Source organism: Paraglaciecola polaris LMG 21857, assembly GCF_000315055.1.
Taxonomy (GTDB): domain Bacteria; phylum Pseudomonadota; class Gammaproteobacteria; order Enterobacterales; family Alteromonadaceae; genus Paraglaciecola; species Paraglaciecola polaris.
In genome coordinates this window covers 19,331-31,366 of record NZ_BAER01000028.1, presented here as the reverse complement: position 1 = coordinate 31,366, position 12,036 = coordinate 19,331, and the positions used below count along the sequence as shown (strand labels likewise).

Genomic DNA, 12,036 nt, shown 5'->3' with positions numbered 1-12,036 from the left:
TCGACTACAGAATATTCTGTCCTTGCTCTGGATCGCGCGCTTGCTTTGCTTGCTGGCGAATATCATGGGTGTCGCTGCTTAAATCCTCCAAATGCTCGTCTTCGGTGCTATCACGCTCTATGGTAGCCGTTTTATTTTCAAGTAAGGTTTGACTGGACGGGGTCGCTAATGTGCTCTGTTCGTCAGGGACTGACGGTATTTGATGAACAGGCACGCCTTGGGGAAAAATAATTTCACGAGCATCGTCAGGCATACTGATATTGTTTTTCTCAAACTCGCGCATGATCAGGCGCATCAGCATAGATGACACTTTAAGTAAGCTATATTGCTGGGCATTAATCCAAAAATAAACTTTCAGATTGACAGTAGACGAACCCAGCTCGTCCACCAGTACTTGGGGCTCTGGGTCTTGTAGAATAGTCGGCTGAGACGCCAGTACCTTAGTCGCCAACTGCTGCGCGTCCAAAATACTCGAATCATAACCGATGCCAATAATAAACTTACCACGCATTTTGGGGTTGGCGGTGAGGTTACGAATGATATTTTTGTAAATAGTCGCATTGGGAATTTGGATATGGTTACCATCGAAATCGACTAAAGTTGTGGCTCTTGCTGTGACTTGTTTGACTATCCCTAACTGACCTTGCACCTCAATAACGTCGTCGATTTTAAACGGCTTTTGCACGCTCAATAACAAACTAGAAATAAAGTTTTCAGCAATATCGCGAAAGGCAAACCCAAGAATTAAGCCCATCACACCGGTACCGCTAACAATCGCAATAGCAAACTCACTCAAGCCCGCAAACCGCAGGAATACGTAAAGCCCAAGTAAAATAATCAGCAAGCTGATAGTGCGCCTGGTGACCAGTTTGATTAACTGACTTTGGCTGACATAACCAATTGGGCGCACCAGCAAAGTTGACAGAGGCTTGGCGAGTAAGTAGCAGATAACAAAAAACAATAATCCTAATGAGACCATGGGCAATGCCAGAACGATGCGTTGCCATAGGCTCGCCACATCTGCCCAAACATCTAAAGGTTGCTGGCTGATAGCAACCTTTTCGCTGGTGACCTTAGCTTGTGCCCAAGTGTTAGGCATGGAAATGGCATAGGTTACAGCAATGAAAAGCAACGAAACTGATATTTGGCTTAAACGGGCATGTGGTTGCATATAACACCTTCAATAGTTTGCGTAAGCAGATATTGCGAGTCTGGCGACGGCATAATCAAGTAAGTGCTTTAGATAACGCAAGATAGATGCCATACAGGCAAACAGATATCTGCATCAATAAGGAAATATAATGAAAGTAAATAGAGGCCAACATGCGAACTCCCCTCAAGACATCCCATTGCGAGGCTGGTGGGATATTTTACGCCGCACAATGAAAAAAATGCTCGATGACAACCTGTCACTTATCGCCGCAGGGGTAGGGTTTTACTTTTTATTGGCCGTTTTTCCTATGTTGGCAGCGTTTATTTCTGTATATGGCTTGGTAGTTTCTGCGGATGAATTGCAACAGCATTTAAACCACTTAATCGGTGTTGTGCCTGCACAAAGTCGTGAGATTATTCTCAGCCAAGTAAGTCGTATCATGGGCAAGTCTGAAGCTGCGCTCAGTACTGGTGCGTTGCTGAGTACTTTGTTTGCTGTTTGGAGTGCCAGTAAAGGCGCTCAGGCCATGGTGACGGCGTGTAACATTACTTACGAACAGCGTCAGAATCGAGGCTTTCTGATGATGGTATTTATGCGCATCGCACTGACACTAAGCGCGGTTATTTTGCTCGCGGGGGCATTATTCAGTATTGCGCTAATGCCAATTCTGTTTACTTATGTGGGTTTAAAAGATTATAGCAGTCTGCTGGTTCAATGGCTGACTTGGCCATTTTTAGCTGTACTGTTTAATCTCGCCTTGGCTGCTTTTTATCGTTATGGCCCCCATCGCCGTCGCGCTAAATGGCGCTGGGTCACACCTGGCTCGGTCATGGCTAGCCTCTTGTGGATTGCATTTTCATTCGCCTTTTCGTTTTATCTTGGCCAATTCGGTCAATATGACAAAACCTATGGTTCTCTTGGAAGCGTTGTGGTCCTGCTGATGTGGTTTTACCTTACGGCTTATATCGTATTGCTGGGGGCCGAATTTAATGCCGCCATGGAGCATCAGACTGAACAAGATAGTACTCACGGTAGTGACAAAGTCTTGGGTGAGCGGGGGGCAGTTGTAGCGGATACTCGGCCGGCTGATCTGGTTGATAAATAACTCGGCAGGGGTTTTCAGTTTAGCTATTAAGCGCTGTTATAGAAAAAGCGGAACGCTAATTGCCTATGTAAAGTGGAGTAGATAAAACCAAACCATATAGATAAGACAGGAGCGTTATCATGGATTTACTAAGAATACTGATTGCTATTTTACTGCCACCACTGGGCGTTTTCTTACAAGTCGGCTTAGGAGGCGCATTCTGGTTGAATATTTTGCTAACTCTATTGGGCTATATACCCGGCATCATCCACGCGGTGTGGATTATTGCCAAACGTTAATGACGCGTGGTGAGCTCGATGTGAGTGCATGCAATCGAGGTAAAAATTAACCGCTAAGCGTGTAACTTTTACAGTTCATGACGAGGTAAAAACCTTCAATCACCCGCCTTCAGCGGGTGATTGTTTTTCTAAGCTGGAGTCCTTTATGTCAACGCGTAAACGCAAAAGCATGATCACTGTGATTAGCTTAGTGGTGGTGCTCGTCATGCTACGTGTATTGGCCCCCTATGCCGTTGAAAAAGGGGTGAACTATGCCATTGATACCACCCCAGGTATTAGTGGTCATGTGGGCGATGTGGACATCGCTTTATATCGAGGCGCATACCGGATAGACGATATCGAGTTGAACTTGATTGACGGCGATTTACAAAAACCTTTGATTAAAGTTAGCCAATTGGATATTTCCGTTCTTTGGTCGGCATTACTGCGTGGCAGTATTGTGGCCGAAATGACGTTCATAAAGCCGCAATTTTATTATGCAGATGAAGCGAAGCGCGAAGCACACATAAATGACGACGTGCAAAATGAACAAACTTGGATCACCTTAGCAAACCGCTTAGTTCCTTTTTCAATCGATCGAATTGACATTATTGATGGCAAACTGATATTCGAAACCTTTAACGATGAGCGTAAAACGCACACTGAAATTCAAGATGTTCATGGTCATATTAGCAATCTAACTAACAGCAAAGCCCGTTCAGGTTCGCTGGTTACCAATATGCAGATAAACGGCGAAATTGCTGGTGTTTGCCCGCTTTCTATCTCAGGGTCCTACGACCCCTATGCGGCTAAACCTACGTTTAATCTAGACGTTGAAATGCAGCGTTTACCCGTGAAGTATGTTGACCACTTAATTAGCTTTTACACGCCCTTTGATGTTGAAGCCGGCCAACTCGACTTCGCCATGGAGTTCGCGTCTAAACAGGGGGCGGTGAGTGGTTATGTCAAAGCGGGAATATACGATTTGTCAGTTTTTGACTGGCAAGCAGACGTTGTTGAAGATGGTGATAACCCTTTCCAATGGATATTTGAAGCTGTGACGGGTGGCATCGCCGAATTATTCGAAGGCGGTAAAAAAGACCTTATTGCTACCCGTATTCCCCTTGAAGGACAAATAGACGATATTGAAACACCATTGTGGCCGGCGATAACCGCTATTATTAGAAATGCGTTTATTAAATCGTTCGATATAAAAGTGGATAACGTGGTGTTTGTACCGGTTATTAGCCAGAGCGTTATGCTGGATGATATTCAAGATGACCGTAACGGTCTGATAAACGCAGGATACATCGACAAGGTAGGCCACATAGACTAAGTGTTGACCCGTGTGATAGCCATTTCCCGTTTTTAGCCTTTATTTATACTGAGAGTCAAAAATGCTCACAACTTTTATCATTATCAGCCTTGTGCTGGTACTTTTAACGGCAGCGCCGCTGCTTCCTAGCGATCATTGGTCGGTGAGAGTATGGGAATTTCCTCGGCTGCAAATTGCCGTGTTACTTTTGGTCAACCTGGTCGCCATTGGTGGGTTTTATCATCACAACCTATTGGTCATCGCATCATTAATAGGCGTTAACCTTGGCGCATTAGTGTATCAAATGTATTGGATTTTACCCTACACGCCTTTGGTCAAGCCTACGGTTAAAATTAACAATAATCCCGAGCCTAAGCGCAGCGTTAAGATCATAAATGCCAATGTATTAATGACCAACCATGACGTAGCAAAATTAATTACGCTAGTGGAACAAGAGCAACCCCATATATTGGTGACATTAGAAAGCAATCAATGGTGGCAAGATGCTCTAGCACCGCTACATGCAGCTTACCCGTACCGAGTGAATTATCCGTTAGATAACTTATACGGTATGCATGTATTTAGCCGTCTACCCCTAAGTGACATCATCACAGCCGAGCGAGTTGAAAAAGGGGTACCGTCAGTCCATTGCGTTGCTCAGCTGGAAAGCGGTGAACGGATTAAGTGTCATTTTGTGCACCCAGCACCGCCAAGCCCCACAGAAAATGAAGAAGCCACCGAACGCGATATTGAATTGTTAGGTTTAGCCAAAGAGATTGCACAAACTGATAGCGCCGACGGGTTACCAATAATTGTTAGCGGTGATTTGAATGATGTGGCCTGGTCGCCGACGACGCAAGCATTCCTGAGGGTAAGTGGCTTGTGCGACCCACGCATTGGACGAGGAGCCTTTAATACGTTTCACGCCCAATATGTAATGGCTCGCTGGCCTCTTGATCATGTTTTCCACAGTGACAGTTTTGAACTAGTCCGTTTGGCACGCTTGCCAGAGATTGGGTCTGATCACTTCCCATTGTTAACGGAACTTTGCCTTAAATAGACGGCTAAAATTTGGGAAACATGTTCCGTTTCATATTGTAAATATTTCAACTTTTACTTACATGTTAACCTTGATAATCTTAATTGAATTGAGAATTAATTGTTTAAAATCAACTGCTTGTAATTTTGTTTGCGGCGTGGCATGAATGACGCATTAAGCTATTCGACAAACAAATTTAAACAGGTAAGGAGAATATTATGTTGGGTTGGGCATTAACGTTTTTAATTATCGCAATATTAGCCGGTGTAATGGGTTTTGGTGGTATAGCTGGAACCGCGGCCGGAATTGCAAAAATCATTTTCTTTGTATTTTTAGTGCTATTGGTACTGTCGTTAGTCGCGAATGCTATTCGCGGTAAAGGTCCCAGAGTCTAGATATACATCACACATTTACTTTAAATAACAATATGGAGATTCATTATGAACTTACTTAAAAAATTTACTCTTTTAGCCATGGTTTTCAGTTCACTTACGTTAGTGACAGCCTGTAATGATAACAACGCTGAAAGTGCTGGCGAAAAAGTTGATGAAATGACAACTGATGCTGGCAATGCGATCGAAGACGCTTGTGAAGATGTTAAAGATGGCGCAGGTGCTAAAGATACAGACTGTTAATTTGCTTTTGCAAGTTCACAAACTAGTTTAAGTTAAAGGGGTGTTCGCACCCTTTTTTATTGTTTATTTTTTAATACTACTTCACAAGGTGGTGGGTGTGACTGATGACAAGAGATCATTGGCGAGTAGAGCATCAGTGGGGTTGAATAACGAATAAGGCGAACTTCGCCTGGGAGTGTGTAACGTGTTAATGCAAATTACCGTGATTATTTTAATTATTGCTGTTGGTGTGATCGTCGGTGTAAGCGGAACAGGGGGAGCGAGTTTTTTAACTACTTTCTTAGCTGCATTTGGACTTTTTGTTATCGTCGCACTCGGCGCGGCAATTGTCTTTATTAAGAAAAAGAATGCTAAAAAAGGCCCGTAGGCGCAGTTTTTAAGGGTCTTGGCCTAATATTTACACGGTCCAGCGCCAATTGGATTAAAACCGGGTTAAAATGAAGGGAAACATATGAATACGCGGCTCATCACACTGTGGGAAACCATTAGAACCAGTTTTTGGTTTGTACCATCGATTATGGCGCTGGTGGCCATAGGATTATCCCAAGTAGGCCTAGCATTCGATCATTTTGGCGCAAGCAGCGAGTTAAAAATATTCGCTGATTTCTATCAGACCTCTCCAGAATCAGCCCGAGCGCTGTTGACGACCATAGCTTCGTCGATGATCACAGTTACCAGTATTGCGTTCTCGATTACCGTGGTGGCCTTAAGCTTGGCATCATCTCAATTTGGCCCGCGACTTATCCGAAACTTTATGATGGATACCGGAACTCAATGCGTGTTGGGTTTTTTCTTGTCTACCTTTATTTACTGCTTACTTATTATTCAAGCGACCAAGTCATTCGATGAGCAAAACTTCGTACCAGGATTGAGCATACTCACCTCTGTGTTATTAGCTGTCTTGGGGGTTGGGGTATTAATTTATTTTATTCACCACGTGGCACGTGCTATCCAGGCTGACACAGTGATCGACAACGTCTACTGTGAATTAAACGAGATTATTGAACGATTATTCCCAACCGGCAGAGCCCAGCAACCAGCTATAGTGAGCAGTGAAATGCCCGACTTTAGTCAGCGCTACCCCAATCAACAAGACATATTCTCCGAGGAAAGTGGTTATATCCAAACGCTCAATTTAGCGTACCTCAGTAAGTTAGCGAAAGAATGTGATATGGCGCTAAAAATTCATTATATGCCAGGTGATTTTGTGGTTGAAGGCGCTGTCATCGGGACGGCTTATTTCCATGGCACAACATTCGGATGTGAACCACAGAAAATATCCGAGTTAATGCGTTTGGGGGCACACCGTACACCGATTCAAGATGTTGAATTTGCCATCCGGCAGTTAGTTGAAATAGCCGTACGTGCCCTCTCGCCAGGGATCAATGATCCTTATACCGCGGTTACCGTGGTGGACAAGCTCAGTGCAGTATTATGTACTTTAACCGCCAAACCCTTTCCTCAAGCTATTCATGAAGACGAAAATGGTGTGATACGCTTGCAGTGCAAGCCTATCGTTTTTACTGGGCTAGGAGAGGCCGCCTTCAATCAAATTCGCCAATACTCAAAAGACAGTTTAGCGGTTACCATACGCTTGCTTGAAGGTCTGAGCAGCATCCTACGCTTTAGCCAAACCCCAGAACATCGGCAATTTGTGCGTCAACAAGCCACAATGATCGAACAAATCCAAAGCAACTTAACATTGGGCGAGCATGACTGGCATGATATTAAGCGCCGTTTAGACGAAATTAAACGTCACTTAGACTCAGACCCGTCTTCACCCAGCTAAAGTCGGTAATGACTTCAATTGTTATGGCAAATATTTCAGTTAAGCCACAAAAACTGTTTTTGCTTTGTTTTTAAATTCAATTATTTCAATTACTTAATAACTGGCACAGTATTCGAATGTAATTAGTCACATGCGCACAGTATAAGCCGGGTTCTGGCTTATACGATTAACGAGAGGACTTACTTATGCATACTTTTCCAATACCTACCCCAGGATTCGGCACGTATCGTTTAGAAGGTGACGAAGCTAAGTTGGCGGTCGAGAATGCCCTTGATGTTGGCTATAGGCATATTGATACGGCTCAAATTTATGAAAATGAGTCTGAAGTGGGTGACGCTATTGCTGCATCCGGCTTACCGAGAGGCGAGCTTTTTGTGACCACTAAGGTGTGGCACGAAAATTTGAGCTCAGATAAGTTCATTACCAGTGTGCAAAACAGCTTAACGTTACTTAATACCGATTACGTCAATCTGTTGCTTATTCATTGGCCTTCGCCAGATAATAAAGTGCCTATGGCCGACTATTTACACGAATTGAAGGCGTGCAAAGAGCGCGGGTTGACTGAGCATATTGGGGTTTCGAATTTTACCCAGAGCCAGCTCGATGAGGCTTTGGCGATCCTAGGCAAGGATCACATTCTGACGAACCAGATAGAGGTGCATCCGAATTTCCAGAACAAAGAGCTAGTGGAATATTGCCATCGCAACAATATTCAGGTGACTGGGTATATGCCACTCGGCGTAGGTAAAGTGATGGAAAATGATGTGTTGAAAGCGTTAGCCGAAGCACATCAAACTACTCCCGCTGCAGTGGCATTATCTTGGTTAAATCACAAAAAAATAGTGGTGATACCTTCCTCAACAAATGTTGAACATATGCGCGATAATCTCACTGGCAAACAGTTGATGTTAACCGCAGATGAGCTGGCAAAAATTGATGCTATTGAGCCCCAAGAACGTATTGTGGATCCTGACTTTGCCCCAGATTGGTAGAGATTGATGGCTACCCTAGGTGTTAACGGATAGATTTCACCGAATATTGCTCACCCAAACAAACCGCTAGATCCTTAGCGGTTTTTTTATGTGTGTTACTTAATGCCATTTCGACTGCGCCAACCTAAACTCAGTTGCTTGTGTTGTAAATACCCTTTATCGGTGGCACTGAGCTATATCGTTACAAAGACTCGTTACTAGGACAGGGATAATCAAGTAAGCCCACAGGTACCAATTCCTTTTTACAAGAAAAGGTGGTGTCAATCGCCGAGCTGTTTTGAAGAATTATTTACAACACCTTGGTAATAATTTACCTAGGCATAGGCGATTAATTTTTGTTTTATGTCAAAATAAGTTAATTATTTCAATAGGTTAACTTGTTGGCATCGAATTGGCATTAGTCACTACGAATCTTAATAAGGAGATATTTATGAAACATTCAATCATTTCAGTATTAGTAGCCGTATCATTAGGAACTGCATCTCTAGCTGCGAATGCAGAGAATACGTGGAAAGATACCGCGAGCGATGCTTGGATAGACGGCAAAGCCGAAACCACATTGATGCTTAACGGTAATTTGGACTCATTTGACATCAACACTGATGTCAAAAACGGCAAAGTAACCTTGACCGGAAAAGTTAACCGTGAAGTAGATAAGGCCTTAGCCACTGAGTTAGTCATGTCACTCGACGGCGTGAAAGATGTAGATAACCAGTTAACCGTCATTGATGAAATGGATGACGAGCAAGATGGCGAAGTCATGCAAAGTCTAAATGATGCGAAAATTGAGACTGTGGTGAAAACGCGTCTAATGTTCGAATCTGAAGTCAGCGGTATGGACATCGAAGTAGAATCAAAAATGGGCAAAGTGACCCTTTCTGGTACGGTCGATAATGACGCTGAGCGTCAGTTAGCGGTTCAAATCGCAGAGAATACCAATGACGTCAAAAGCGTTGTGGATATGTTGAAATCGGAAGAAGAAGGTACAATGTCTAAAAAACATTAACCCCTCAGCTTATAAAATACCCGCTTAAGCGGGTATTTTTTTATCTATTTTTTATGAGCTGTGCTTACTTTATGGTCTGCGGCCACAACAGCATACGCTGGGCGTATCAGCCTCCCTGCTGGATATGACAGACCATCCAGTTACTTCTTTTATAAAATGCGTCCATGCACTTTACCTAAAGGCCAGCTAAAGCTGTTCCATATTTATCCTGTAAATATTGGTCTACAGCCGAAAGAAGTAACCAAGAAAGGCCGTGTGGTTTAACGTCGCGGTAGCGCTTTTCGTGTGAGCCCAATACGGCTTTGGTGCTTGTTCATCATTATCACTTTTTCGTAGTATTTTCATCGCTCTCTCATCACGTTATTGATCAAGCCGTACACTTGCAATCCGCATGGGTCGGGATAAGTCTTTACTGCTAGCCAATAACATTAGCGAGTATTTTTCACCCGTGCTATTTGATCATCCACAAAGGGTAGATGCTCGGTTTTTACCCATAACCTTGCGCCTTTGCTCCCAGCTCTACCATGTAATTCACTGTCTGTGGGTAAGCGCAACCAACTGTGCTTTTCTAGGATATCACTGCCTTCGCAAAATTCGCCATCAAGGACAAGCATTTCCAGCCCTTTTACTGCGTCGAGATTTAGCGCGGTGTTAGGGGCTAACTCGTAAACACTGACTACTTCAAACTCATCGCGATACAACTCCTTGCTGGTGACGCCTAGCGCTGGCGGCGTAAATTCGACCGATGCTAGCGCTGTATCGACGCGAGCAGGTACATTTATGTACTGCCTGTCGTCTGGGTTAAATTGCCAAAGTTTTACAAAGATGACACAACCCTTTTCTGAGCCGGGTGTGTGGGATGACTGGGGTGGATTACGGATATAAGAGCCAGCGGGGAAGTCACCATGCTCGTCCTGAAATACGCCTTCAAGGACGATGAACTCTTCGCCACCAGTATGTACGTGGGGTGAAAAATGGCTACCAGGCGCATAACGAACAATAGACGTCGCCCGTGCAACTTCACCACCCACACGATCCAGTGGTCGACGTTCAACACCTGCCATCGGGGACGCGACCCAAGGTTGCTGTTGGCTGTGTACGACCACGCGCTGCTTGAAGTCTGCATTGATATTCATTTTCTGGCTCCTATTTCTTACTCGTATGTATAGCTAATCGACTTTACACAGTGATGCTTGGGCGTATTGCAACCCGATCATGCCAGGACTGCAGGTGTATCAAGCTAGCAGGTATGGTTACGTTACAGAACCCCCCGAATACTAACCCACACCACAATGTGATATCCGCAACGGTGAATGCGTCGCCTGCCACATAAGTGGTTTTCGCGAGCACAGAATCAAAATATTCAAGGCCTTTTAATGCACGTGTATGCTGCTTTTGACCCCACTCTTTGTGTTGGTCGGTTTCCAGTGCTGGGCCGGCAAAGTGGTGATCAATATATTCGGTAATCGCAGGGCATTCGGCTATAAATGTGCCATCGTCAAGTTCAAGAACGGGCACACCAGCAAATGGATTTTTTGCTAGAAAGGCGTCACTTCTGTGTTCGGCGTTCATGAGATCAACCGGTTTGAACGTGACCGTATCTAGGGCGTTCTTTTCTGCTAATGCAATGCGTACACGAAGGGGGTTGGGAAAGTTTTCTACATCATAAATTATCATGGCTGTCTCCATAAGGAATGGTTAAAGGTAAAAGTCTTGTTTTATTTTCATATGAAAATAACTAACTACCTACTGGTAGGTAGTTATAGGCTTTTGATTGAAAGCTGTCAATTTTTACTTGGTTAGCATTGAATATCGATTACTAAAAACTGTTAGCGAATAACATTTTTATTATTTGATTTCATGTACTTAGTGCCATTTGAACGAGTGATAATATCTTCAGGTCAGTTGGCCGGATTGATCTGTGATTAGCTATCTTGCTACCCACGACTTCACGATGAGTCATTAATGAGTACAGTTACGAGACGTAACCGTCACGCTGATAGTGTTAACACATGAGTTAGCTTGTACCTGTGTATCTACTGATAGATAATTAAGCAAAAGGGAGTGCGTATGAGCAAGAAACAACAATTACTTAAAGCGGCTGAAGATAAAGTCAGAACCGGTGGTTACAACAATTTTAGCTTTCGTGAGTTGGCGGATGAGATCGGTATTAAAAGCTCCAGCGTGCATTATCATTTTCCCACCAAAGCTGACTTGGGGGCAGAGCTTGCGCGTCAATACACAGACAATTTTCTTGCTAATTTAGGCTCGCCGGAAGATCTCGTCGTTCAAGGTAAAAAGCCCATCGAAGTGTATTTACAGCAATTTCAATGCGCCTTAACGGAAGATCAAAAAATGTGTTTGTGTGGTTTACTCGGCGCGGAAACAGATGGGTTACCCGATAAGGTTAAATTGCAAACTCAGCGTTTCTTTGAACAGAATATTCAGTGGTTAACTCAAGCCTACGCGCTTGATGAGCGTAACACCGAACAGCAAGCAACAAATCGCGCTGTGGCAGCACTATCGTTACTTGAAGGTGCCATGTTGGTCAGTAAAGCAATGAATGACAACAGTATATTTATCACCGCTAGCGCAGGCTTGCTCGAGGCTCGTTAACACACCTGTATTCGTCGTTTTTAGCGCGATTACACAAAGTAAGTCGTTTAATTATTATTGTAAAATTTGATAAAGTATTTTGCGATTGGTGGTATTTTTAGCAAAAATTTAATTAGGCATAATGCTCCG

Annotated in this window: 14 protein-coding genes; 11 read left to right on the top strand and 3 right to left on the bottom strand. The window is 43.8% G+C overall.

Features of this window, described 5'->3' with window-relative positions; all coding sequences use genetic code 11:
* Positions 1-4 precede the first annotated feature (4 nt).
* Positions 5-1,171 (bottom strand): mechanosensitive ion channel family protein, encoded by a 1,167-nt coding sequence (locus GPLA_RS05775; RefSeq protein WP_007103918.1) that lies wholly within the window; start codon positions 1,169-1,171, stop codon positions 5-7.
* A 130-nt stretch (positions 1,172-1,301) separates the two neighbouring features.
* Here GPLA_RS05775 and GPLA_RS05770 point away from each other — a divergent pair, with 130 nt between their 5' ends.
* The 10 genes from GPLA_RS05770 to GPLA_RS05725 all read left to right on the top strand — a co-directional run bounded on the left by GPLA_RS05770 (position 1,302) and on the right by GPLA_RS05725 (position 9,291).
* The gene (locus GPLA_RS05770; protein WP_007103917.1) at positions 1,302-2,258 is read left to right on the top strand and encodes a YihY/virulence factor BrkB family protein; all 957 of its coding nucleotides are present in this window, start codon (positions 1,302-1,304) and stop codon (positions 2,256-2,258) included.
* Positions 2,259-2,377: 119 nt separating this feature from the next.
* The gene (locus tag GPLA_RS23130; protein WP_007103916.1) at positions 2,378-2,536 is read left to right on the top strand and encodes a YqaE/Pmp3 family membrane protein; all 159 of its coding nucleotides are present in this window, start codon (positions 2,378-2,380) and stop codon (positions 2,534-2,536) included.
* 145 nt (positions 2,537-2,681) lie between these two features.
* Positions 2,682-3,851, top strand: a complete 1,170-nt coding sequence (locus tag GPLA_RS05760) for a DUF748 domain-containing protein (protein ID WP_007103915.1) — start codon at positions 2,682-2,684, stop codon at positions 3,849-3,851.
* Between the two features lie 61 nt (positions 3,852-3,912).
* Positions 3,913-4,890: an endonuclease/exonuclease/phosphatase family protein gene (locus GPLA_RS05755; RefSeq protein WP_007103914.1), complete on the top strand. Its 978-nt coding sequence runs from the start codon at positions 3,913-3,915 to the stop codon at positions 4,888-4,890.
* A 197-nt stretch (positions 4,891-5,087) separates the two neighbouring features.
* Entirely contained in the window at positions 5,088-5,264 is a 177-nt protein-coding gene (locus tag GPLA_RS23125) for a DUF1328 domain-containing protein (RefSeq protein WP_007103913.1), read from the top strand.
* 45 nt (positions 5,265-5,309) lie between these two features.
* The gene (locus GPLA_RS05745) at positions 5,310-5,504 is read left to right on the top strand and encodes a hypothetical protein (RefSeq protein ID WP_007103912.1); all 195 of its coding nucleotides are present in this window, start codon (positions 5,310-5,312) and stop codon (positions 5,502-5,504) included.
* 184 nt (positions 5,505-5,688) lie between these two features.
* The gene (locus GPLA_RS05740) at positions 5,689-5,871 is read left to right on the top strand and encodes a hypothetical protein (protein WP_007103911.1); all 183 of its coding nucleotides are present in this window, start codon (positions 5,689-5,691) and stop codon (positions 5,869-5,871) included.
* 84 nt (positions 5,872-5,955) lie between these two features.
* A complete protein-coding gene (locus GPLA_RS05735; RefSeq protein WP_007103910.1) occupies positions 5,956-7,293 on the top strand; it encodes a DUF2254 domain-containing protein in 1,338 nt (445 codons plus the stop codon).
* A 185-nt stretch (positions 7,294-7,478) separates the two neighbouring features.
* Complete coding sequence (gene dkgB, locus GPLA_RS05730) at positions 7,479-8,285, top strand: 2,5-didehydrogluconate reductase DkgB (protein WP_007103909.1); 807 nt, start codon at positions 7,479-7,481, stop codon at positions 8,283-8,285.
* A gap of 430 nt (positions 8,286-8,715) precedes the next feature.
* Positions 8,716-9,291 (top strand): BON domain-containing protein, encoded by a 576-nt coding sequence (locus GPLA_RS05725; RefSeq protein WP_007103908.1) that lies wholly within the window; start codon positions 8,716-8,718, stop codon positions 9,289-9,291.
* Positions 9,292-9,719: 428 nt separating this feature from the next.
* Here GPLA_RS05725 and GPLA_RS05720 read toward each other — a convergent pair whose 3' ends face one another.
* Complete coding sequence (locus tag GPLA_RS05720) at positions 9,720-10,427, bottom strand: cupin domain-containing protein (protein ID WP_007103907.1); 708 nt, start codon at positions 10,425-10,427, stop codon at positions 9,720-9,722.
* A 43-nt stretch (positions 10,428-10,470) separates the two neighbouring features.
* A complete protein-coding gene (locus GPLA_RS05715; protein WP_007103906.1) occupies positions 10,471-10,968 on the bottom strand; it encodes a glutathione S-transferase family protein in 498 nt (165 codons plus the stop codon).
* 393 nt (positions 10,969-11,361) lie between these two features.
* On the opposite strand from GPLA_RS05715, the gene GPLA_RS05710 reads away from it, so the two are divergent.
* Positions 11,362-11,907 carry a TetR/AcrR family transcriptional regulator gene (locus GPLA_RS05710; protein ID WP_007103905.1) on the top strand — a complete coding sequence of 182 codons (546 nt, stop codon included), beginning with the start codon at positions 11,362-11,364 and terminating at the stop codon, positions 11,905-11,907.
* The last annotated feature ends 129 nt before the right edge of the window (positions 11,908-12,036 follow it).

Bases quoted from the DNA above. Each gene is read 5' to 3' on its own strand.
- GPLA_RS05775 (WP_007103918.1), bottom strand. From the start codon at position 1,171: ATGCAACCACATGCCCGTTTAAGCCAAATATCAGTTTCGTTGCTTTTC.
- GPLA_RS05770 (WP_007103917.1), top strand. From the start codon at position 1,302: ATGAAAGTAAATAGAGGCCAACATGCGAACTCCCCTCAAGACATCCCA.
- GPLA_RS23130 (WP_007103916.1), top strand. From the start codon at position 2,378: ATGGATTTACTAAGAATACTGATTGCTATTTTACTGCCACCACTGGGC.
- GPLA_RS05760 (WP_007103915.1), top strand. From the start codon at position 2,682: ATGTCAACGCGTAAACGCAAAAGCATGATCACTGTGATTAGCTTAGTG.
- GPLA_RS05755 (WP_007103914.1), top strand. From the start codon at position 3,913: ATGCTCACAACTTTTATCATTATCAGCCTTGTGCTGGTACTTTTAACG.
- GPLA_RS23125 (WP_007103913.1), top strand. From the start codon at position 5,088: ATGTTGGGTTGGGCATTAACGTTTTTAATTATCGCAATATTAGCCGGT.
- GPLA_RS05745 (WP_007103912.1), top strand. From the start codon at position 5,310: ATGAACTTACTTAAAAAATTTACTCTTTTAGCCATGGTTTTCAGTTCA.
- GPLA_RS05735 (WP_007103910.1), top strand. From the start codon at position 5,956: ATGAATACGCGGCTCATCACACTGTGGGAAACCATTAGAACCAGTTTT.
- dkgB (WP_007103909.1), top strand. From the start codon at position 7,479: ATGCATACTTTTCCAATACCTACCCCAGGATTCGGCACGTATCGTTTA.
- GPLA_RS05725 (WP_007103908.1), top strand. From the start codon at position 8,716: ATGAAACATTCAATCATTTCAGTATTAGTAGCCGTATCATTAGGAACT.
- GPLA_RS05720 (WP_007103907.1), bottom strand. From the start codon at position 10,427: ATGAATATCAATGCAGACTTCAAGCAGCGCGTGGTCGTACACAGCCAA.
- GPLA_RS05715 (WP_007103906.1), bottom strand. From the start codon at position 10,968: ATGATAATTTATGATGTAGAAAACTTTCCCAACCCCCTTCGTGTACGC.
- GPLA_RS05710 (WP_007103905.1), top strand. From the start codon at position 11,362: ATGAGCAAGAAACAACAATTACTTAAAGCGGCTGAAGATAAAGTCAGA.